Consider the following 22,980-nt stretch of genomic DNA (forward strand, 5'->3'; position numbering starts at 1 on the left):
GTAAGGTTAAATATGACAGTCAATATCCGCCCTATCACCGCGAATGACGAACAACAATGGCGCACGCTTTGGTGTGGATATCTGGCGTATTACGAAACCGAATTGGGCGAAGAGATATATCAAAGCAGCTTTGCCCGTCTCCTAGGGGACGATCCCCAGGATTTTAGCGGGTTTGTCGCCGAAGAAGACGGTAAGCTCCTTGGTCTGGTGCATTATCTTTTTCATCGTCATGGATGGAAAATTGAAAACACCTGCTACCTCCAGGATCTGTACACTGTTCCCGAAGCACGTGGAAAAGGGGTCGGGCGCAGCCTGATAGAAGCCGTATACACCGAAGCAGACCGCCAAAACGCGCCTTCTGTCTATTGGATGACACAAGATTTCAACAAAAAAGCCAGAATTCTATATGATACTGTGGGTGTACTTAGCCCATTTATTAAATATACGAGACCATGAAACGTATTTTACCCCTGATTTCATTAGTGTTTATCACGGCATGCACCAGCAATGCGCCCCCTGAAAGGCGGGCCCATCAATTGCCTGATTTAACCCCTCTTCCCAGTATGCGGGCCTTTTCCACCGCACCAAATCTTCCGTCAACACGCCCAAACTCACAAATCGCGCAAGATTTTCTTGATCTTTCTTTTGAAATGGAAAGTGGTCGTCAGATTGAACGCTTCACCCGATTTGAAGGCCCGATCACCCTGCACACCGTAGGACGTGTTTCTGGTGTTTTTCAAAACGATCTACGCGCATTGCTAAGCCGGCTGCAAAACGAAGCAGGTATTACAATTACCCAAGTCTCCGCAGAAACCGACGCGTCAATCAACATTGAACTCATTCCTCGCACGCAACTGCAAAGCTTAGTTCCTCAGGCCGCCTGCTTCGTTGTCCCCCGCGTGACCAGTTGGAACCAATACCGTCGGGCGCGCAATTCTTCGACAACGGACTGGACGACCCTTACGCAACGCGAAACAGTTGCCATTTTCATCCCCAACGATGTCAGCCCCCAAGAAATGCGCGATTGCCTTCACGAAGAGCTGGCCCAAGCATTGGGGCCCCTGAATGATCTTTATCGCCTGCCTGACTCTGTTTTTAATGATGACAACTTTCATACCGTATTGACCGGGTTTGACATGTTGATGCTTCGGGCGACTTACGACTCCGAACTTTCAAACGGCATGACCCGCTCAGAGGTCGCAGCCCGAATTTCAAACATATTAGCACGCCTTAATCCCAATGGCGTCGTTAACACCGTGGACACGCGTGCAGATACACCACGAGCATGGAAAACCGAAATAGAAGCCGCACTTTCGCCGGGAACCGGAGCCTTGAGGCGTGTGAACGCTGCGCGGCGTGCCATTGATATCGCACGTGCGCAAAATTGGAACAACACCCGCCTGGCCTTCAGTCTGTTTGCATATGCCCGTATCATTGCCCCTACTGATAGCAACGCTGCGTTGGCTGCGCTGATCGAAGCCCGCGAAATTTACAACACAGAGCCCGCAACCGATACGCAAAGCGCGCATGTGCTAAACCACCTCGCCCTTTACGCCCTGTCTGCTGGTGACGATACTTTGGCCATTCAACTCAGCGATGCCGCAATCCCCATCGCCCGGCGACATCAACAAGCAGCACTATTGGCGACACTTTTATTGATAAAATCAGAAGCGCTCCAACAGATGGGTCAAAACGCATCAGCCCGTGCGATCCAACTCGACAGTCTGGCATGGGCACGATATGGGTTCGGCACCGAAGCAGAGATCAACGCGCGCCTTGGCGCGATCAGTTCTCTGCGCCTAGAACCTATTCCTGCCGGAGGCTAGCATGTTTGTAATCGTCGGAATCCTTATTGGGGCGTTTTGGGGGGCTTCCAAAGCGAAAAAGCGTGGCGGCAATCGTCTGGATATCATTCAATACGCCGCGATCCACGCGATCCTGCTGGCGATCCTAGGGTTGTTTGTCACCATCGTAATTGAACGGATGCTCTGACGATGTTCTTACCCTTTTTTGAAAACCTCAGATCCGTTGGCATCCCCGTGAGTTTGCGCGAATATCTGAGTTTTCTGGAGGGCATGAAGGCGGGATTGGTGACCTATGATATTGACGGGTTTTATTATCTTGCCCGCACAGTCATGGTCAAAGATGAGCGCAATCTCGATAAGTTTGATCAAGCCTTTGCCAAGTCCTTTGAGGGCCTTGCAAATATCAAACTTGACGATGTGTTAGACGCAGTGGATATCCCAGCCGACTGGTTGGAAAAGCTTGCTGAAAAACACCTAAGCGCTGAAGAAAAAGCCGAAATCGAAGCCTTAGGCGGCTTCGATAAGCTTATGGAAACACTAAAAGAACGCCTTAAGGAACAAGAAGGCCGCCATCAAGGTGGTAATAAATGGGTCGGCACGGCGGGAACCTCCCCCTTTGGGGCCTATGGCTACAATCCCGAAGGTGTACGCATCGGCCAAGACAAAAGCCGCCATCAGCGCGCGGTAAAAGTCTGGGATAAACGTGAATTCAAGAACTTAGACGACAGTGTTGAACTTGGGACGCGCAATATCAAAGTGGCGCTCAAACGCTTGCGACGATGGGCGCGAGATGGCGCCGCAGAAGAGTTTGACCTGAACGGCACTATTCGCGCAACGGCGGAGAACGGGTATTTAGATGTTAAAACCCGCCCAGAACGCCGCAATGCCGTAAAAGTCCTGCTATTTTTAGACGTGGGCGGATCAATGGATCCCTACATCCGCGTGGTTGAGGAGCTGTTCTCTGCGGCACGCACCGAATTTAAGCATCTTGAACATTTCTATTTCCACAATTGCCTCTACGAAGGTGTGTGGCGCGACAACAAACGCCGCTGGAATGCGCAAATCTCGACCGACGAAATCTTCCGCACATATGGCTCTGACTATAAATGCATTTTTGTCGGTGATGCCTCAATGTCTCCTTATGAAATTGCCTATCGCGGTGGCGCCAATGAGCATTGGAATGAAGAACCTGGTCAGGTCTGGTTAGAGCGCGCCCGGTCGCAATGGCCTTCCAATTTGTGGATCAACCCCATGCCTGAGGCGCAATGGCGCTATACGCATTCGATAAAGATGATACAAGAAATCTTTGAAAATCAAATGGTTCCAATGACTCTTTCAGGTATTGATCGCGGAATGCGTGACCTTAGCAGATAACATGCTTTCAATTTTCCTGAACGCCCCCATATTAAACCTATGCTAAGATTTACCCCAATTCTGTTGGCCGTTCTTTACGGCCTAGTAATGTACAGATTTTCGGTGGCACGGACACATCGTCAGTTAAACGCGCAATCGACTGAACTTGCTGATGCTGAACTCAAGCAGATGACAGATAAAATGGCCCGCGCGTTGGATCTGCCCCGCATACGCGTTTTCCTATACGAAATTGAGCCGGTCAATGGATTGGCCGCGCCAGATGGGCGCATTTTTATCACCCGCGGCTTTTACAATAAATTCAAATCAGGCGAAGTCACAGCCGATGAAATGGCCAGTGTAATCGCGCATGAATTAGGCCATGTTGCATTGGGGCACGCCCGTCGTCGCATGATCGATTTTTCAGGACAAAATGCACTACGCACAGCCTTGGCCATGGTCCTGTCGCGGTTTTTACCCGGATTTGGCGCCTATATCGCTGGCGCACTGACCTCTGTTTTGGCGGCCCGTTTGTCACGCAGCGATGAATACGAGGCGGACGCATATGCCGCTGCATTGCTCGTTAAATCTGGTATCGGGACATCGGCACAAAAGTCACTCTTTCACAAACTCGAAGCCCTAACAGGTGCGAATGGTGGGACGGTTCCCGCGTGGCTTATGACGCATCCGAAAACGACGCAGCGGATTGCTAAGATCGAAGAGTTGGAGCAGAATTGGGCGCGTTAAGTCACAGAAATCGCTTTAGAAAACCTGTGTAACTTTGCCTTTTTAAACAGTTTTCTTATATCCAACTCTTGCCCTGATAAACGTTCGGCTTCTGCGTGAACAGCATGTGCAACGTCCTCCATGACTTCTGAATGATCCAACCAAAGATCATATAGAAACCCGTCTGGATCAATACGCCGTACGCCTTCATCCTGTAAAATCTGGCGTGGGAAATCTTTGGCGTTCATTGTGACAATAGTGTCTGCAGAACCGGCAATCGCCGCTGCCAATACATGAATATCATTTTCATCAGGCAACCAAAGCCGCGCGAGATCACCTGCTTTGGGGTTTACATTCGCGGCTGGCCACTGGCCGCGCATAATCGCAATATCACCACGCGCTATGGCTTCGGCTTCGGGGCCCAAGCGTCGTGTCGCACGGGCCCACTCTTCGAGAATACGATCTGACCACAGCGGGCGATACAGTCCAGCTTTTGCTGCGCCCAATAACACTTCGCGCATCACCGTCGGGTAAATAACGCAAGCATCGAGTAGAGCGCGCATCAGCCGTTTAACCGGAAAAACAACGATTTCAGATAACCGCTTTCGGCAAGCTGTGGCAGCAATGGATGATCAGGCCCAGCAGATCCTGTGTAGATCAATTGGCCGCGGCGTCCACCACGTCCGATACCGCGCGCTGATGCATTTCTAAACCGGGTCAAATCCGCGGCGTGAGAGCAGGAACACAGCCCCAGATAGCCACCCGGTGCAACCAATGGCGCAGCTAGGCGCGCAACGCGCTCATAGGCCCGCAATCCGGCTTCCATCGCCTTTTTAGACGGTGCAAATGCAGGTGGATCACAAATCACAACGTCAAAGACCTCTCCAGATGCACCAAGCTCTTCTAGCACCTTAAAGGCATCGCCCTTCATGACCGAATAGCGATCTTCTTTGCCCATGGCTTTTGCACCCTCAACGGCGAGGTCAAGTGCATTCTGCGAACCATCGACAGCGATAGCGCCCTCAGCGCCAGCAGCCAGCGCCGCCAATGAAAACCCACCAACGTGCGAAAACACATCTAAAACACGCGCATTTTTAGACAAACGCTGTGCAAATGCATGATTGGGGCGCTGATCGTAAAACAAACCTGTTTTTTGACCACCCAACAAATCAGCCATATAGGTCGCCCCATTCATCTGAACAGGAACTGCACCATCAACCGAGCCACGTACAACTTCGGTTTCTTCTGGCAGCCCTTCTAGCGCACGTGCGCGCCCCGTTCCATTTTTCACAATGTTTGCAACACCGGTCACCGCGACAATCGCGTTTACCAGAGCGTCAAACATCACATCGGCCCATGCCGCATTGGGCTGCACAACAATCGTATCGCCAAATCGGTCCATAATCACGCCCGGCAATCCGTCAGATTCCGCATGGATCAACCGGTAGAAAGGTGCGTCATACAGCATTTCACGGTGTTTAAGTGCCCGCGTCAGAACACCCTCAAGCCAAGCCTGATCAATCACTGCATCAGGGTTTTGGTCCAACATCCGGCAAAAAATCTTTGACGTAGGATTAACCGCAGCCACCCCCATCAACACACCGTTTGTGTCTGCCACGTGGGCAATGGCGCCTGGCTTTATCGCCTTTGTGCGGCGATCAGTGACAACTTCATTTGAATAAATCCAAGGAAACCCGTGGCGAATAGCCCGGGCTTCGGATTTTGGATTAAGGCGTACAACGGGCAAAGGAGATGACATCATGCCATCCCCTTAGTCTGTTTCATCAAAAACGAAAAGTCTTTTTGACTTAGATCGCGCCGACTTGTTCCAAAATGCTGTAGCGTTCAGCCTCAGCCAAGGTTTCGTTTGCCTCTGGTACCGGCTGACGCGCCAATTCCTGACCTATCACCTGAACCAAGTGGCGGGAAATCCGTACTTTCTGTGTTTCTCCGCGGCTTTCAGCAACGATTGCCGCCTGTCCACCGTATGCCTCAAGATCTGTCACGACCAAACGTGGACCATCTAGCACAACACCTGTGTTTGCATCACGCAAAGTGTAGTTAAACTTGATCGAATGGCTACCGCCAAAGGTATAGCGTGTACGTTCGGTCAAGGAATGGAACCGTTCGATTTCGACTTGAACAGTTACATCACGGCCACTTGAGAAATGCGGGATTACACGACCAATGCTATCTTCAAAGATGGCTTCGATCTGTTCTAGGCGGTTACCATAAGCGTCACCGCGCCATACGACATCAGCCATAGGATAATAGCTATTGGCTTCGCTCACACGCAAAGATTCAGGCGCATCCACACTAAAGCCAACCACGGAATAGGCCGGTGTTGCGGGGGCGATCATTTGCGGTTCAATCACGGTGTTCCGAGAAACCGGGACAGAAGTCGAACAGGCGCTTGCGCCTAGGGCGATTACGAGAAATGCGAGTGCTTTTTTAAGTGCCATTTTTTGTCCCTCCGGACGTCTGCTCATTTGATTGGCACTGTTGTCGCTTCGAAATGGGGCAACAATTTGATTAAACTTGTACAATTCTGGACACAAAAGAAACTGTAGGAAATTTAAAGTTATTTTTCAGATAGTTACCAATGACATAAATATTAACAAAATGGAAACTTTTACACTTTTTGACTAACGCCAATCAAAAGCACCCGCTAATTTGGCTACTAAAAACCAAAAATGCCCACCAAAGGTGAGCATTTCATTCATCTGGTATACAATAGATATGGATTACATTCTATTGTTGCGCGGGAACTCTCGTTGCGCGTCCACCACGGCGTTTCGGAGCGGAGGGCTTTTCTAAACCTTCGCGTAAAACCTTTGTCATTGGGTGATCTGGATCTTTTGGCCCATAGTGATCTAAAACAAACGCAACCCATTCTTGGGGGTTTTGGTTTTGTGGTAGGCCGATTGCCCAATCCAAAAAGATCGACCGACATTCGCCTTCGGTGATCCCTTCGATGATATAGCTGTCAGCAAAAAGCCCGCGCTTATCAATTGTTTTTAGATCTGTCATTTTCTCTCTCCAAAGATGGAATACGCGCCATTGCCGTATCCACCACCTGACCGGCTGCTTCTGCCTGATTATTCAAACGCAGCGCAAGCCCATTTGCGCCTCCACCGTCTGTTTCACCCAATTCCCGCAACAAAAATTCAACCCCGCCACTTCCGACCTCCCCCAGTTCCAAAGGTTTCTCAGTCAGTAGCTTTGTGCAAAGCTGAAGACGCTGAAAGGAAGTGTAAGATGACATAAGTGTGGATTTTTCTTCACGTGTTAGCCATCCAAGGCGAACGCCTGCAGACAACTGCCCATTCACCGACCTCTGAATGCTTCCACTCATCAAAGCGGCGGCTTCAGCGCAAAGTTCAATATCTTGCATACGTCCCGGCCCCAGCTTTGCCTCCCATTCATGTGTTGCAGGCTTGGCCTCAGCCAAACGTTCCCGCATCTCAATCACATCCTGAAGCACCGTTTCAGGCGCGCCTTTCTCCGACACAATTGTCGTACGCAACGACTCGACTTGCGCCATGACCTCTGGCTCACCTGCAATGGCGCGCGCGCGAGTCAACGCAAGATGTTCCCATGTCCAGGCTTCATCACGTTGATAGTTTTCAAAAGATGCAACCGATGTTGCGACTGGCCCTTGCCGCCCAGAAGGGCGTAATCGCATATCAACCTCGTACAATCGCCCCTCCGCCATCTGCGCCGATACCGCGGCAACCAATGCCTGCGTCAGCCGCGCATAATAAGGTCGCGTCGCCAAAGGCCGCCGTCCATCAGAACTATCAACCCCATCTGCATCGTAAATCACAATCAAATCGAGATCAGATTGCGCGGATAGACGCCCTGCCCCCAACGATCCCATTCCCAATACCATCGCCCCTTTGCCAGGCGCAGCGCCGTGTTTCCGGGCGAACTCGCAGCTCACGGGCCCCCATAACGCGGCGACAGCAGCTTCGGCTAAGTCGGCATATTGCTTTGCCGCTTCTTGCGCATCAATGAGGCCACGCAGGTGATGCACACCGATACGAAAATGCCACTCCTTCGCCCAGCGTCGCGCACCATCAAGTTGCCGTTCGTAATCATCATAATTCTCTAATTGTTCATTCAGATCTTCGCGCAGCTGTGACATTCCCGGCCATGGGGCAAAAAAGCTGCCGCCAAGAACCGCATCCAAGACTGAAGAATTTTTTGATAAATGCTGCGCTAAAGCCGGTGAGGTCGTGCAAATATCAGCCAACAGATCAATAAGCTGAGGATTGGCCTCAAAGAGCGAAAACAATTGCACGCCTGCCGGTAAATTTGCCAAGAACCCATCAAACTGAGTCAAAACCTCGTCTGGTTTTGTCCCTTGATACAATCGTTTTAACAACTCAGGTTTTAGGCGCCTAAAAATCGTCACCGCCCGGTCAGAACGCAGCGCGGGGTATGTTGACCACCTTGATACAATCGTTTCGGCAGTTTCGGACAGTTCTGGCATATCTTCACCCGCTTCATCTGGCGCAAAGAATCCTTCGGTCAAGTCGTGCACTTCGTCCAGCTCGGCACGTAACCGCGACTTGAGTAGTGCTACGTCAGCTTCGCCCATAAACGCAGCGAGCCGTTCAAAACCCTCATCGCTGGTTGGCAAACTATGAGTCTGGGCATCATTCACCATCTGAAGTCGGTGTTCAATTTCGCGGTGGGTGCGATAGCGGGTCGTCAACGTGTCAGCCACATCTTTTGGAACCCAACCTTTTTGCGCCAATGCTGCTAACCCATCGACCGTTCCACGACATCGCAAATCGACATCACGTCCACCAGAAATCAATTGCCGTGTCTGTGTGAAAAACTCAATTTCACGAATGCCCCCGCGCCCCAGTTTCATGTTGTGGCCGGATAGCTTTATCGCCCCACCTAATCCTTTATGATCCCGAATGCGTAATCGCATATCATGTGCGTCCTGAATGGCCGCGAAATCCAAATGTTTACGCCACACAAAGGGACGCAGTCGGTCTAGATAACACCAACCTGCCTCGACATCACCGGCACATGGGCGCGCTTTGATATGGGCGGCACGTTCCCAAGTGCGCCCAAGGCTTTCGTAATACCGCTCAGCGGTTTCCATCGACAGACAGACCGGAGTCGACAACGGATCAGGGCGCAAACGTAAATCTGTCCGAAAGACATAACCTTCGCCAGTGGGGTCGTTCAACATCGCGGCCATTTTGCGCGTTGCCCGGATAAAGCTTGCGCGCGCGTCGTGATAATCCTCCGGCGCAAACCGGCTTTCGTCAAATAGGCAAATCAAATCAATGTCGGAGGAATAGTTTAACTCCCCCGCGCCCATTTTTCCCATAGCGAGCGCAACCATTCCCCCCGCCGTTGCGATGTCATCTTCGCCCATGCCGGGTAATTTTTTGCGCTTGATTTCATGTGCGACGCAGGCCTTCATCGCGAGATCTACCGCCAAATCGGCAAAATCTGATAACGTACCTGTCACGTGTTCCAGTGCCCAAACACCGCCAACATCCGCAAGCCCGGTGAACAATGCAATCCGCCGTTTGGCCTGACGCAATGCCACAGCAATTTGATCAAAGGGCGTCTCCCGTAACTGTTCAAACACTCCAGCGACAACAGTTTCTGGGGATTGCTCCAATGCCGCGCGCAGCCAAGTGTTTTCACGCAACATCAATGTTGAAAAATACGGGCTGCATCCCGCTGCTCCAAGAATAAGCGCGCGCGCCTCGTGGATTGTGTCAACGGCTAATAATGCCTCTTCGGCACGATCAATATCAAAAGGAATCGGCGTGCGGGAAATACGGGATGCAAAGGTCATACGCATTTGTGCGTTGCGACGCTTTGGTGGTCAACGTCCTTCGTGACGCTAAGGTTTTGACAGCCATGTAGGAGGCACTTAACCTCGTAGTATGACTCACCCATTCCAATCAACAGCGGTTGAAAACGCCTTTACTGCATTTCCGTCCCCACAACGTGCGCACCTTATGTCTCTACGTGACCTCATTTTCAATGTTGCCGCAAAAACGGAGCATGTCGGAGCGATCAAAGAAACTTTAAAATGGGGGCAGCCCTCTTTTGTTGCGAAAACTGGCACACCGATACGTGTAGGTCTAAGCAAAATAGGCGAATACGCCATCTACACCCATTGTCAAACATCCGTTATCTCTGATTTTCAGAAAATGTTTCCGCACGATTTCAGATATGACGGGAACCGTGCTATTCTTTTTGGCCCGGCTGAACCTTTTCCTGCAGCCACCCTCAGCATCTTTATCCATAGCGCACTAACGTATCACAAAAACTCCTTTTCAGATTAAGCATCTGAATTAAAACAATAAATTAAAATAATGTAAATTTCATTCACATATTCACTTGAAACTTCATCACAAATCCCCAAATCTGGTATGTGAAAGGCATTCACATTAATAAAACCAAATAGGAGATTTAAATGAGCACCGTTGCCACCTGGCCCACCCAAGCTGAAACATGGCTCGACGAACGCGGCAAAGGCGCCTGGATCGCAGCAATGGTCCTTGGCTTTATTTTCGTTTGGCCTGTGGGCCTCGCTCTTCTTGCTTACATGATCTGGAGTAAACGCATGTTTTCTGGCAAATGCGGCCATCGCCGCCGTAAATCTGATGCTTATAACACCATGAAGTCACATGGCTTTAAATCCAGCGGCAACACAGCCTTTGATGCTTACAAAGCAGATACGTTACGTCGTCTCGAAGATGAACAAGATAGCTTTGAGGCCTTTCTGGAGCGTTTGCGCGATGCCAAAGATAAATCAGAATTCGACGCGTTCATGGATGATCGTGCCAAAAAAGCAAACGAGAGCATCGACGACAAACCAATCGACGCTTAACAACAGGGGCGGCCTGTACGGGCCGCATCCTCATCACTAAATAGGATTTCCAATGCCTGATGCAGCCCTATGGGGCCTTCCCGACCCGGAGCGCGAAGCAGATTTTTACGCCGATATCCCGACAAAACGGTTCTTTGCCTGGATCATCGATACGGTTCTTACGACTGTTATAACGATCATCATCGTTCCCTTCACAGCGTTTACAGCAGTATTTTTTCTGCCGTTCTTATTTCTCGTTGTGAACTTTCTGTATCGTTGGGCAACCCTATCCAATCGCTCAGCCACATGGGGTATGCGTTTGGTTTCAATCGAATTCAGATCACGCGACGGTCAGACCTTTGATGGATCTCTTGCGTTGTTGCACACACTCGGCTCGACAATCCAATGGTCCATGATCCTACCTCAGCTTGCTTCGATCTTTACCATTGTCACAACCTCGCGTTCTCAGAGCTTAACAGACATGGTTTTAGGCACCGCTGCGATTAACCATCGTGCACGTTCTTAGCCTTTCTGGCGTACAATTTTAAATTGACGGCTTGGCGCTTCCCCGAACTCTTGTTAGATTTCTGTAAACAGAACTAAGGTATTAGAGTCCCTGATGCGCCATAGCCTTCCTCTTGCTCCACAGTTTTATGTGACAGCTCCGCAATCTTGCCCCTATTTGGAGGGTCGGCAAGAACGCAAGCTTTTTACCGCATTACAAGGGGATACAGCACAAACTTTAAACGACTCTTTATCTAAACAAGGCTTCCGTCGATCGCAAAATGTTTTGTATCGACCTTCTTGTGCAGATTGCTCTTCCTGCCTTTCTGCACGGATACGAGTAGCGGATTTTAAACCAAGCAAAACTCAAAAACGCATAATGAAACGCAACAGTGACTTGTCTCGTTATGCAAGAAGCCCCTGGGCAACCGAAGAACAGTATAGCCTTTTCCGAGAATATTTGGATTCTCGCCACGCCGAAGGCGGCATGGCAGACATGGATGTCTTTGAATTCGCGGCTATGATCGAAGAGACCCCAATTCGCAGCCGCGTCATTGAATACCTCAGCAATAAAGACGAGGAAGAACTTGCCGCCGTTTGCCTAACCGACATTTTGGATGATGGCGTTTCAATGGTCTATTCGTTCTACGCCCCGTCCCGTATGCGCGACAGTCTGGGCACTTATGTTATTTTGGATCATATCAAAATCGCCCAAGACGCAGGCCTGCCTTATGTTTACCTCGGGTATTGGGTCCCGGGCAGTGCTAAGATGGGATATAAATCGGCCTTTAGCGCACTTGAGGTGTTTAATGGAACAGCTTGGGCCCCTTTAGACAATCCAGATACATTCACAGCCGAGCCTCACCCGCTCTCGAATGATCCTATTGCTGTACAGGTCGCCAATATTTCTCTGCCTGACTCAATGACCCCCTCTAAACATCGAAAGTAATCCCTTGTCGCAATCCCTTTTTGCAGTTGCACTGCTGGTGTCAGATTATGATGCCGGCCTTAAGTTTTATGTGGACACCCTAGGTTTCGATTTGATCGAAGACACCCCTATGGGCCCAGAAAAACGATGGGTGATGATTGCACCGCCCGGCTCGACTGGCACTCGGTTACTGCTTGCACGCGCTGCATCTGAACAACAAACCCAAGCTATTGGCAATCAAACCGGCGGACGCGTAGGTTTCTTTCTCACCACAGATCAATTCCAAAAAGATTATGACCGTATGAAATCCGCAGGTGTTCATTTTGAAGAAGATCCACGGCACGAACCATATGGTTGGGTGGTGGTTTTCCAGGATCCTTGGGGCAATCGTTGGGATCTTTTGGAACGCAACAGCTGAACGTAACACCCGCCGGAGGGCCAAAGGCCCGACACATACAGCAAAGCCGCCCCGAAGGGCGGCTTTTCATTTTAGTAGGCAATACCTGCTTAATGTCCAATGAGGTTTGGAACGATCGTCACGACGGATGGGAACATCCATAACAACAGCAAGCCAAATACCTGAATGAAGACAAACGGAATGATCCCACGGTAGATATGACCCGTTGTCACCTCTTTTGGGGCTACTCCGCGCAGATAAAACAGAGCAAATCCAAACGGAGGCGTTAAGAACGATGTTTGCAAATTCACCGCAATCATGATCGTGACCCATTTTGGGTCCATGGTTCCACCATAGATAACCGGCCCTACGATTGGGATTACTATGTAAATGATTTCAAGGAAATCAAGCACAAACCCCAGTACGAACAGAACCAGCATCACAATCAGGAAAACCTGAATTTCACTGTCAAAGCTCCGCAGGAATTGTTGAATATAGTGTTCCCCACCAAAGGAAATCACCACCAAGTTCAACAACTGAGATCCGATCAAAATCGTGAATACCATCGATGTGACCTTGGCCGTTTCCCGAACGATGGGCGTAAGCACCATTCCACGGAACAACACCCAGCACGCGAACAGAATGCCAAAGATTGAAAACAGGTAGGCACATTGCGCAACGATAAACGCAATCCAGTCTTCGACAGGCACATCATTCCGAGACACGCGTAAATCAAAGTTCACCCCGATCAGGATCATGATGACAATCGCAAAAGATGTCATAATCACCATCTTACCGGATTTTTCCTCATCACGCAGTCGACGGAATGCCGCGAGCATTATCGCCCCACCTGCCCCAAGCGCCGCTGCTGGCGTCGGGTTGGTGATACCACCCAAGATCGATCCCAACACAGCAATGATCAGGATGAGTGGAGGAAAGACAACTCTTAGCAACTGGTTCTGTCCCAAAAGGAACGTGGCGTATTTACAGCCATAGAACGTCAGAACCAATGGTACCGCGAGCAGCAATATTGTAACGCCTGGCGTCGTCAAAGGGCTGATCAGGAACACATCCACCAACAACCCCAAGGCAACCCCAGACAATCCCACCCAGAGCTTACGTGGATCAGCCGAAGGCTTAACTCCACGTGCCGTCGTCAAAACCAATGCCAGCAGAATAAATGCAACGCCTACACCGGTTCCAATGACCGGAGCAGTCGCAATATTCTGGGACAACTGTTCAGCTTGCTCATCTTCTGTCAACGCGCGGCTTTCTTGAACGCCACCGGCGTCATCGATGGACTGCTGCTGAGAAACCGCAATATCCCATTTTTCCTGACCATGAAGGTCAATCATGGACGCCTGACATTGCGCTGAAACATTGGTTCGTAGGACAGCGCTTTCGCTCCGCTGAGAGTAACTGCCCACGCTCACATCTTGTGATCCAACAAATCCAAGCGTCCCCGCCAAGATCAAACCACCGATCAATGCAACCGGGGCGCCAAGGAACCATGACAGTGCTTCATTGCGGGTAATCACCTCTCCACCGTTATCATCCAGAATAAGCGGCGGCGCTTTATGTGGCTTTAGCAATGCGTAAACAAAAGCATAGGTCGCATAGAGAACAGCCAGCATAATTCCAGGCAGCAATGCCGCTTGGAACAACGTCCCAACAGACACAACCGCAGATTCACCCAGATAGGTTAAGGCATTAGAACATCCCGCTTCTTGGGCGCGTTGTTCTTGGGCTGCAGAATACAGATCCCCTGCCAAAGTGCCCAACAAAACGATCACAATCGATGGCGGAATAATCTGCCCTAAGGTTCCGGATGCCGCAATGACGCCCGTTGCCAATTCAGGTGAATAGTTGTTGCGCAACATTGTCGGCAGCGACAGCAGACCCATGGTAACAACAGTTGCCCCAACGATCCCGGTCGACGCCGCTAGAAACGCCCCAACGACAACAACAGACACGGCAAGCCCACCCGGAAGCGGACCAAATACCTTAGCCATTGTGGTAAGTAGATCATTGGCGATTTTTGAACGTTCAAGGGTAATCCCCATCAGAACAAACATCAAAACGGCCAAAAGCGTTTCAATAGATTGCCCAGCAAAGACACGTTCGTTCATTCGGTTGACGATAAACGCAATGTTACGATCCAGTGCAATTTCCCAGCCGCGATCAAAGAGAGGCCCAGCGTATGTCGGAAGATCAGGGTATCTGAAACTCGACACGGTATCTGGGTGAACCCCGCTATCAATCAGCGCCCGATACGCATCAGTCCCACGGTCAATTGCATTGTGTTGCAACACCCCTGCGCTATCCAGCCCAGCAATAATTGCAAAAGATATGACTGCCGCGCCACCAATGGCAAACGCCACCGGAAAGCCTGACAGGATGCCTCCAAAGAGGCAAAGGAAGACGATGATCAGGCCGATCTCGACGCCATCAAGTCCAAAAAGCATGTGTTCTGCCCCTATTAATGAGTGCCTTCATAGGCTTCTTCACCTTCGCCCAGAGAATCTCTGTCGAGGTATTTGCCGATGCTTCCTTCGCCCTCTTTCCATTCAAGGAACGAGCGATAGAAAAACGCAATGGCATGCAAGAAAACCAAACCTGCATAGGCCAACAGCAGGATTTTAAATAAGAAATACGCATTAAACCCATTCGGTGAAAACCCGATGGTTTCAACGTTCCAACGCAACGCCCGCGATTTGTTGAGCAAGCGCTCTAAACTATCAGAAGCAGATGGATTAGGGACAACCAGATGTCGCCACATGAAAAACCACCCGTATAACCAAACTAATACAGCCACTGGCATCATGAAAAACAGCGAACCAAACATGTCGATTACGCGCTTTGTACGATGGCTCACGATAGAGTAAACCAGATCAACACGCACATGACCGCCTTGAACGAAAGTGTAAGTCACGCACATGGCAACAATCAGCGCATTGTATAGTTTTAGTTCCTCGGCCCACCAACTTACGTCTTGGGTGAAAAGTGATCCAAATCCGATCCCAATTTCTGGTGTTGCAAAGATACGTTGCACAAACACGATCACGATTTGCTGCAAAACCATCAGCAAACCAGCCCACGCAAAGAACCGCCCTATTGCATTTGCAAACCCTTCAAGCCCGCGCACACAGCCCCACATGAATTCATTGCGCCACAGGCCAATCCCGGTCACAATTAAAAAAGTGGTCATAATAACGAAGAACAGTTCAGCGGAACCGCCATAGTAAATGAAGCGCATGATCGCTTCTTTGTTTGACCAGTCGAGCCACAGGCTTGGGTGCGTTATAGCATAGCCAAGGTTGTAGAATGACATGGCAAGGTTTTGAATAAACCACCAAATGCCAGATAGCATCCTCACCTCCTATATATTTTAGGAATTCTGCTCTTTGTCCCGAAGCAGCAAGGAAAAGGCCCCTCAGAAATATCCTGAGAGGCCTTAGAGTCAGAACGATTAGCCCAGTACGCGGTCGCGCTGCTGGCGGTACTGACCTTCAGAACGTGTCAACCAACCAGAAGACGCCTGCATAGAAGCCTTCATGCTGTCGTGAATTTCTGCGTACAGATCATCGCTGCGATACTGATTTAATGTTTCGCTTGCAGCCGCGCCCATTGCATCCCAAACGCTATCTGGGAATTCAAGAACCTGAACACCGCCAGCTTGCAAACGCTGCAGTGCTGCGCCGTTGTTGTTCAAGAATTGAGCCAAGTTCCACTGGTGACATTCAGCAGCAGCGGTTTCGATGATTTTCTGGTGCGCCGGAGACAGCTCTTCGAATACATCGCGGTTTGTAGCAAGCGATAGACCTGCGCCTGGCTCGTGGAAACCAGCAGTGTAATAGTACTGAGTGATCTCTTGGAAACCGGCTTTTTCGTCAGCCCATGGACCGATCCATTCGGTGCCATCGATCGCACCAGAAGCGAGCGCTTGGTATACTTCTGAACCCGGAAGATTTTGAACAGAGGCGCCCATGCGACCCAACGCTTCACCACCAAGACCTGGCATACGGAACTTCAAACCTTGGAAGTCTTCTGGACCATTGATCTCATTACGGAACCAACCACCAGCTTGTGCGCCAGTGTTGCCAGCCAAGAATGATTTCAAACCAAAGATTTCACCAAGCTGATCGTGGTAACCAGCGCCGCCGCCGTGATAATACCAGTTTGCCAATTCTTGAGCTGTCATGCCAAACGGAACAGCCGTAAAGAATGCATAACCTGGGTGCTGACCAACAAAATAGTAGTCTGCGCCATGATACATATCTGCTTGACCAGAAGTTACAGCATCGAAAACTTCGAACGCACCAACGAGTTCACCAGCCGCTTTGACTTCGACAGTCAAAGAACCGTCAGACATTGTTGTAATGGTATCTGCAGCACGTTGGGCCGCATCAAAAACACCTGCAAGGCCACGGCCCCAAGTTGTAACCATAGTCAATGTGCGGCGCCCTTGAGCATAAGCCGGCGCAGCTAGAGTTGACGCAGCAGCAGCTGAGCCACCCAGCGCAGATGTCTTCAAAAACGAACGACGATCCATTAAAATTTCTCCCTTAGAGTTAATGTCCGCTAATTTGATAGCGGTTCATTCCAGTACACGCACACTAAGGCGTGAGCGCAATATCGAAAATACCGACAACTACGTAGATAAGCCAAAATTGTTAGATTTCCGAACCAATTTGCTGGAAATTCGCGGAAAATTCCTAGAAATTAGGTCGACTCATAAGGACGTTCCCGCAGTGGGCCAGGAAGAATCACATATTTCGGCAGCAAAAACAGGTAAAACACGCCGTTTTTCGTTAAACTATGGGCAGAAAATATTCCTGCTTGCGACTTTGCCGCTAATCTTTGCTGTGACTGCAATCGCGTTCCTGGTGGCAGCCCAAGCCCGCCTATTGGCAGAACGTGAAATTGCATCTCTTCAGACTCAACTTATTGATGCAAAGAAAGCAGAGCTGCAAAACTATATGTCTATCGCGCGAACTGCATTCATCAATATTTACGGGCGTGCAGCACCTGACGACGAAGAAGCGATGCTTGAGGTGACACAAATTTTGTCTTCCATGATTTATGGAAGAGACGGTTATTTCTTTGTCTATGATTATGATGGCAATAATCTGGTCAGTCCCAGAAGAACGGAAATGATTGGGCGCAACTGGTCTGGGTTGCGAGACAGCGAAGGCACGTCCGTCATCGACGAACAAATACGCATCGCGCGATCAGGTGGCGGATACTTTAGCTATCTCTGGCCCAAACCCTCAACAGGTGAAGATGCGCGTATCGTTACTTTTGTGATTGGGCTTCAAGATTGGCGTTGGGTCGTGGGAACGGGTGTTTTTATCGATGACGTTCTTGAAACTGTCGCGACCGCCCGCGCCGAAGTTGAAAACCGTATCCGAAAGACCTTTTTATACATTGGCGCGATTACACTGGCCGCGCTGCTTCTTGTTTTCCTATCCGGTCTCTTTATCAATATCAGAGAACGCCGTCTTGCTGACGCAAAGCTCAAGAAACTCACGCAGCGTATTATTGACACCCAAGAAGAAGAGCGCGGCAGGGTTGCGCGTGAATTACATGATGGGATCAGTCAGATCCTTGTCGGGGTTCGATATGCGCTTGAACTGGCGCGGCGCCGTTTATTGAAAGGTGACCCGAAAACCGGGAATTCGCTTGATACTGGGATTTCGAACCTCAACGGAGCCATTCAAGAGGTACGCCGTATCAGTCGTGATTTACGTCCGGGTGTCTTGGATGATCTTGGGCTTGGCCCTGCCCTAAAATCGCTCACGACGGAATTTTCAAACCGGACGGGTATCGAAATGGATTTCCAAACCGTGGTGTTTCGCAACAGATTGGATGGCGAAGCCAAGATCGCCCTTTATCGCGTTGCGCAAGAAGCCCTCACCAATATCGAACGCCACGCTGATGCGACCTCCGTTTCCGTACATTTGTTTGGGCATCGCAAAGGTGCAACAATGCAAATCACTGATAACGGCCAAGGGATCGTTCAGGTGCAGCAAACAACGCGCAGCAACTCTGGTTTGGGGCTACGGAATATGCAAGAACGTATGGAACAATTAAACGGTAGCCTCGACATCAACAGCACAAAGACTGGAACGTCGATCATAGCCCAAGTGCCATTGTCACGATTGCTTCCGCCCAAACCGTTAGGAAAAATGATCCCATGACTCCAGAAGCAACACGCGTTTTGATTGTTGATGATCACCCGATGGTCGCAGAAGGCATTCAGTCCATTTTAGAAACTTACGACGACCTATCTGTCGTTGGAACGCTTTCGAACGGGCAAGAGGCAATCGATCAAGTCTGTGCTTTGAACCCCGATGTTATTCTGCTTGATCTCAATATGCCTGGCGTCACCGGACTCGCTGCAACAGAACTGATTTTGGAAAAAAAGCCAAACATCCGTATTCTGATTTTATCGATGCATGATAGCCCTGAGTATATTTCAATTGCACTTAGTCATGGTGCCAAAGGCTACCTGCTGAAGGATGTGCCAACCGACGAAATCAAAATCGCCATAGATAAAGTCATGCAGGGTGATCAATACCTCTGTACGGGTGCAACGCAATCATTGTCTCCTAAAACGCAAGACGGGCGTGAACCTCTGACATGTCGCGAGCAAACTATTTTGCTGGAACTAGCCCAGGGAAAGTCAAACCGCCACGTTGCTGAAGATTTGAATATTTCGGTACGCACCGTTGAAACGCACCGTAAAAACATCAAACGCAAACTTGGCATCAGTTCAACCGCTGGTTTGACCAGATATGCGCTTGAGCATGGGGTGCTTCAAGGAACAGGTGGCGGCGTTTAGCCTTCCTATTTGTGAATCACTCTGCGCTTCCTCCTGAGATTTCCAAAAATATGCTGGATTTGCAAAATTACGCAACTTTCGAAAAGAAAAACAGCACTTCACGACAGAAAAATCCCAAATTCCCTGTTGACGCCCCTCTATTGGACTCATAAGTTCCCCAGACAAGCAAAGGACCTCTGATATGACAAACCTCGTCGTCATTCTAAATCGAAAGCGCATGGGCCGGTAACGGAAATCCAAAATAATCCCCATGCGCCCCCGACTAAGAACCGGGGGTTTTTTATTGCTTAAAAATACGCCCAAATGGGCACGGTAAACGGAGAGTAAAATGACACGGCAGATGACCGGCGCAAATATGATCGTCCAAGCTTTGAAAGACCAAGGCGTGGACACAGTCTTTGGCTACCCCGGCGGCGCTGTGCTACCGATTTACGATGCGATTTTCCAACAGAATGACATCCGCCACATTCTGGTTCGTCATGAACAAGGCGCTGTTCACGCTGCCGAAGGCTATGCGCGCTCTACCGGTAAACCCGGTGTTGTTTTGGTAACATCTGGCCCCGGAGCAACGAACGCAGTAACCGGTTTGACGGACGCGCTTTTGGACTCCATTCCATTGGTTGTTTTGACGGGTCAGGTTCCGACATTCATGATAGGCACTGATGGCTTCCAAGAGGCTGATACCGTTGGCATCACCCGCCCCTGCACCAAACACAATTGGCTGGTTAAAGATACGGACAAACTGTCTGGTGTTATCCATGAGGCATTCCATGTTGCGACCTCTGGCCGTCCGGGCCCGGTTTTGATCGACATTCCCAAAGATGTTCAATTTGCAAACGGCACCTACACCCCTAAGGGCAAAGTTGCGACAGGCCACTACAAACCAACTGTAAAGGGCGATATCGCGGCGATCACTGAATTGGCTGAAATGATTGAAAAGGCCGAACGCCCTATCATTTACTCAGGTGGCGGCGTCATCAACTCTGGCAAAGGTGCAAGCCAACTGCTGCGCGAATTGTCCAACGAAACTAATTTTCCAATCACATCCACATTGATGGGATTGGGCGCCTATCCTGCCTCTGGCGACAATTGGGTTGGCATGTTGGGCATGCATGGTCTTTACGAAGCAAACATGGCGATGCACGACTGCGACTTGATGATCAATATCGGTGCACGTTTTGACGACCGGATCACAGGTCGTTTGGACGCCTTTAGCCCGAATTCAAAGAAGGTTCACGTTGATATTGACCCCTCTTCGATCAACAAAGTTGTTCATGTTGATTTGCCGATCATTGGCGACGTAGGCCATGTGCTTGAGGATCTGCTGAAAGTTTGGAAATCACGTGGTCGCAAAACCAACAAAGGTGCTTTGCAGCAGTGGTGGTCTCAGATCAACGAATGGCGTGCAAAGAAATGCCTAAGCTACACGCCGTCCGAAACCATCATCAAACCACAATACGCATTGGAACGCCTCGAAGCGCTGACCAAAGGCATGGATCGCTACATCACAACTGAGGTGGGTCAGCACCAAATGTGGGCCGCGCAGTATTTGGGTTTTGAAGATCCAAACCGCTGGATGACGTCAGGCGGATTGGGCACCATGGGTTACGGCCTGCCTGCATCTGTTGGTGTTCAAATCGCGCACCCTGATGCACTGGTTGTGAACGTTGCTGGCGAAGCGTCATGGTTGATGAACATGCAAGAAATGGGCACAGCCATTCAGTACCGCGCCCCGATCAAACAGTTGATCCTGAACAATGAACGCTTGGGTATGGTGCGCCAGTGGCAAGAATTGCTGCACGGTGAACGCTATTCCCACAGCTGGTCTGAATCTTTGCCTGATTTTGTTAAGTTGGCCGAAGCTTTTGGTTGCAAAGGTATTCGCGTTTCTGACCCGTCTGAACTGGATGCCGCTATTCAGGAAATGTTGGACTACGATGGTCCTGTGATTATGGATTGCCTCGTGGAAAAACACGAAAACTGTTTCCCAATGATCCCATCGGGCGCTCCTCACAACGAAATGCTTATGGGCGACGCGTCAACCCAAGACGCCATCGGTTCCACCGGCGCGGTTTTGGTTTAAGGTGACAAATGAGAAACTTATTTGCAGCTTTTAGCGTAATTTCAGTCCTATCAGGCTGCGGTTTCGTTGAGAAAGAAAATTTTTTTCCATTGGGCAGCGAAGCTAGGACTATTGCTGCATCCGCAGAACTATCACAACGCTTCTTTTCGAATTCCACACGAGTTTCGCACAACAACTTTCGCCACGGTACACAATATGAATACCACGCTCCTGATGGAACGACTTATCTTTGGTACCCCGGAAACAGAAGTATTGTGATGGGCCAATGGAAGGTGGAAAGAACGAGAGATGGCGACAACACTCTTTGCTATCTTTACGGGTCTAGCAGCTTCAACCCTGTTACGAGACAGTACGGAGGAAATTGGGAGTGCCGCAAAATTACAAGCCTCGATGTAGCGGGTGATGAGACGATCAAAGGCGACCCATTTTCACTTGAAACCGGAAATATACCCTTTGTCATGGAAGGTACATCCTATTACTCCCCTTCGGAAGTAATGGAATTCCTTGGGAAATCAATAAGTGAAATTGACTACATTACCAACATCGAGGAGTTATAAAATGTCTGCACTTCGACTTAAAAAAGGCGCCTCAAAGAAATCGGCGTATGATCTCAAAGACCCAAATGCTGATGTCATCGAAACCCATACGTTGGCGTGTATCGTTGACAATGAGGCTGGCGTTCTAGCCCGTGTCATCGGCCTGTTTTCTGGACGTGGATACAATATAGATAGCCTCACTGTCGCTGAGATCGATAAAGAAGGTCACATGTCTCGTGTGACCATCGTGACCACAGGCACCCCTGCAGTGATCGAACAGATCAAAGCGCAGCTGGGTCGTATTGTTCCGGTTCATGAGGTTCACGATCTCACCGTTGAAGGTGACTCTGTGGAACGTGAGCTCGCGCTGTTCCGTGTACACGGCACAGGTGATCACCGGGTTGAGGCTCTGCGTCTTGCGGATATCTTCCGTGCGAATGTCGTAGATTCCACATTGGAAAGCTTCGTGTTTGAACTGACCGGAACACCGGACAAAATTGACGCCTTTGCCGATCTCATGCGGCCATTGGGCCTTGGCCGTATTGCGCGCACTGGTGTTGCGGCGCTATCGCGCGGCAAATAAATAATAGACCTGCCGCCGTGCTGCAAGCGGCAGGTCCAGCCCCTTTCATTAAGAAGAGTGGCGACCGAAAGGGGCTAACTCACTTAACTTTCAAAGGGCGGAATGATCCCGGTATCGACCGCGTTCAACATTTCCTGTTCGCTTAGTAGACCATTATTGTCTGTGTCTGCTTGGATAAACACCTCTTCAGTCAAATCTGGCAAAACGGCCTGAAGCTCTGAAAAGGTAATTACCTCATCGCCATTTGTATCCGCAACATGCCCGGCAAACGCGGGAAGAGTTGCAAAAAATGTGATCGCGGTAGCGTGAGTGATGATCTGTTTCATTTGGTGTCCTTTCCTTATGTTCCACGATTTATTCGCGTGAAC

The 22,980-nt window shown here is 49.9% G+C and carries 23 protein-coding genes; 14 read left to right on the top strand and 9 right to left on the bottom strand.

Annotated elements, in window-relative coordinates:
* Positions 1–12 precede the first annotated feature (12 nt).
* Genes G9C99_RS01855 through G9C99_RS01875 form a run of 5 tightly spaced genes read left to right on the top strand, consistent with a single transcriptional unit; the run spans position 13 to position 3,902 of the window.
* Positions 13–456 (top strand): GNAT family N-acetyltransferase, encoded by a 444-nt coding sequence (locus G9C99_RS01855; RefSeq protein WP_166415750.1) that lies wholly within the window; start codon positions 13–15, stop codon positions 454–456.
* Entirely contained in the window at positions 453–1,826 is a 1,374-nt protein-coding gene (locus G9C99_RS01860; RefSeq protein WP_166415751.1) for a DUF2927 domain-containing protein, read from the top strand. The genes G9C99_RS01855 and G9C99_RS01860 overlap by 4 nt, the downstream gene beginning before the upstream one ends.
* A gap of 1 nt (position 1,827) precedes the next feature.
* A complete protein-coding gene (locus G9C99_RS01865; protein ID WP_166415752.1) occupies positions 1,828–1,992 on the top strand; it encodes a hypothetical protein in 165 nt (54 codons plus the stop codon).
* 2 nt (positions 1,993–1,994) lie between these two features.
* The gene (locus G9C99_RS01870) at positions 1,995–3,179 is read left to right on the top strand and encodes a vWA domain-containing protein (protein WP_166415753.1); all 1,185 of its coding nucleotides are present in this window, start codon (positions 1,995–1,997) and stop codon (positions 3,177–3,179) included.
* Between the two features lie 39 nt (positions 3,180–3,218).
* Positions 3,219–3,902: a M48 family metalloprotease gene (locus G9C99_RS01875; RefSeq protein WP_166415754.1), complete on the top strand. Its 684-nt coding sequence runs from the start codon at positions 3,219–3,221 to the stop codon at positions 3,900–3,902.
* Here G9C99_RS01875 and G9C99_RS01880 read toward each other — a convergent pair.
* The 5 genes from G9C99_RS01880 to G9C99_RS01900 form a co-directional block, all read right to left on the bottom strand.
* Positions 3,899–4,444, bottom strand: coding sequence for an RSP_2648 family PIN domain-containing protein (locus tag G9C99_RS01880; RefSeq protein ID WP_166415755.1), 546 nt, complete (start codon positions 4,442–4,444; stop codon positions 3,899–3,901). The two genes, G9C99_RS01875 and G9C99_RS01880, sit on opposite strands and share 4 nt — an antisense overlap.
* Entirely contained in the window at positions 4,444–5,643 is a 1,200-nt protein-coding gene (locus tag G9C99_RS01885; RefSeq protein WP_166415756.1) for an RSP_2647 family RNA methyltransferase, read from the bottom strand. Before G9C99_RS01885 ends, G9C99_RS01880 begins: the two co-directional genes overlap by 1 nt.
* A gap of 46 nt (positions 5,644–5,689) precedes the next feature.
* Entirely contained in the window at positions 5,690–6,343 is a 654-nt protein-coding gene (locus G9C99_RS01890) for a DUF6778 family protein (protein WP_166415757.1), read from the bottom strand.
* A 289-nt stretch (positions 6,344–6,632) separates the two neighbouring features.
* Positions 6,633–6,911, bottom strand: coding sequence for a hypothetical protein (locus G9C99_RS01895; RefSeq protein ID WP_166415758.1), 279 nt, complete (start codon positions 6,909–6,911; stop codon positions 6,633–6,635).
* On the bottom strand, positions 6,889–9,714 hold the full coding sequence (locus G9C99_RS01900) for a [protein-PII] uridylyltransferase family protein (protein ID WP_166415759.1): 2,826 nt from the start codon (positions 9,712–9,714) through the stop codon (positions 6,889–6,891). Before G9C99_RS01900 ends, G9C99_RS01895 begins: the two co-directional genes overlap by 23 nt.
* 627 nt (positions 9,715–10,341) lie before the next feature.
* Between G9C99_RS01900 and G9C99_RS01905 the strand changes: the two genes are divergently transcribed.
* The 4 genes from G9C99_RS01905 (at position 10,342) to G9C99_RS01920 (ending at position 12,587) form a co-directional block, all read left to right on the top strand.
* A complete protein-coding gene (locus G9C99_RS01905; protein WP_166415760.1) occupies positions 10,342–10,758 on the top strand; it encodes a DUF2852 domain-containing protein in 417 nt (138 codons plus the stop codon).
* Between the two features lie 52 nt (positions 10,759–10,810).
* Positions 10,811–11,263, top strand: coding sequence for an RDD family protein (locus G9C99_RS01910; protein WP_166415761.1), 453 nt, complete (start codon positions 10,811–10,813; stop codon positions 11,261–11,263).
* A gap of 93 nt (positions 11,264–11,356) precedes the next feature.
* Positions 11,357–12,190 (top strand): arginyltransferase, encoded by an 834-nt coding sequence (locus tag G9C99_RS01915; protein WP_166415762.1) that lies wholly within the window; start codon positions 11,357–11,359, stop codon positions 12,188–12,190.
* A 4-nt stretch (positions 12,191–12,194) separates the two neighbouring features.
* Entirely contained in the window at positions 12,195–12,587 is a 393-nt protein-coding gene (locus G9C99_RS01920) for a VOC family protein (protein WP_166415763.1), read from the top strand.
* 89 nt (positions 12,588–12,676) lie between these two features.
* On the opposite strand, the gene G9C99_RS01925 is transcribed toward G9C99_RS01920, so the two are convergent.
* The 3 genes from G9C99_RS01925 to G9C99_RS01935 all read right to left on the bottom strand — a co-directional run bounded on the left by G9C99_RS01925 (position 12,677) and on the right by G9C99_RS01935 (position 17,118).
* Positions 12,677–15,031: a TRAP transporter large permease gene (locus tag G9C99_RS01925; RefSeq protein WP_166415764.1), complete on the bottom strand. Its 2,355-nt coding sequence runs from the start codon at positions 15,029–15,031 to the stop codon at positions 12,677–12,679.
* 14 nt (positions 15,032–15,045) lie between these two features.
* On the bottom strand, positions 15,046–15,936 hold the full coding sequence (locus G9C99_RS01930) for a TRAP transporter small permease subunit (protein WP_166415765.1): 891 nt from the start codon (positions 15,934–15,936) through the stop codon (positions 15,046–15,048).
* Positions 15,937–16,035: 99 nt separating this feature from the next.
* Positions 16,036–17,118, bottom strand: a complete 1,083-nt coding sequence (locus tag G9C99_RS01935) for a TRAP transporter substrate-binding protein (protein WP_166415766.1) — start codon at positions 17,116–17,118, stop codon at positions 16,036–16,038.
* A gap of 22 nt (positions 17,119–17,140) precedes the next feature.
* Between G9C99_RS01935 and G9C99_RS01940 the strand changes: the two genes are divergently transcribed.
* The 5 genes from G9C99_RS01940 to ilvN all read left to right on the top strand — a co-directional run bounded on the left by G9C99_RS01940 (position 17,141) and on the right by ilvN (position 22,612).
* On the top strand, positions 17,141–18,766 hold the full coding sequence (locus tag G9C99_RS01940; RefSeq protein WP_166415767.1) for a cache domain-containing protein: 1,626 nt from the start codon (positions 17,141–17,143) through the stop codon (positions 18,764–18,766).
* A complete protein-coding gene (locus G9C99_RS01945; RefSeq protein ID WP_166415768.1) occupies positions 18,763–19,410 on the top strand; it encodes a response regulator transcription factor in 648 nt (215 codons plus the stop codon). The genes G9C99_RS01940 and G9C99_RS01945 overlap by 4 nt, the downstream gene beginning before the upstream one ends.
* Before the next feature lie 328 nt (positions 19,411–19,738).
* Positions 19,739–21,493 carry an acetolactate synthase 3 large subunit gene (locus tag G9C99_RS01950; protein WP_166415769.1) on the top strand — a complete coding sequence of 585 codons (1,755 nt, stop codon included), beginning with the start codon at positions 19,739–19,741 and terminating at the stop codon, positions 21,491–21,493.
* Positions 21,494–21,501: 8 nt separating this feature from the next.
* Positions 21,502–22,050, top strand: a complete 549-nt coding sequence (locus G9C99_RS01955) for a hypothetical protein (RefSeq protein WP_166415770.1) — start codon at positions 21,502–21,504, stop codon at positions 22,048–22,050.
* Between the two features lies 1 nt (position 22,051).
* Entirely contained in the window at positions 22,052–22,612 is a 561-nt protein-coding gene (ilvN, locus tag G9C99_RS01960) for an acetolactate synthase small subunit (RefSeq protein WP_166415771.1), read from the top strand.
* An 83-nt stretch (positions 22,613–22,695) separates the two neighbouring features.
* On the opposite strand, the gene G9C99_RS01965 is transcribed toward ilvN, so the two are convergent.
* Entirely contained in the window at positions 22,696–22,938 is a 243-nt protein-coding gene (locus tag G9C99_RS01965) for an EF-hand domain-containing protein (RefSeq protein WP_166415772.1), read from the bottom strand.
* Positions 22,939–22,980: the final 42 nt, after the last annotated feature.

This window comes from Cochlodiniinecator piscidefendens, from assembly GCF_011326755.1.
Lineage (GTDB): Bacteria > Pseudomonadota > Alphaproteobacteria > Rhodobacterales > Rhodobacteraceae > Cochlodiniinecator > Cochlodiniinecator piscidefendens.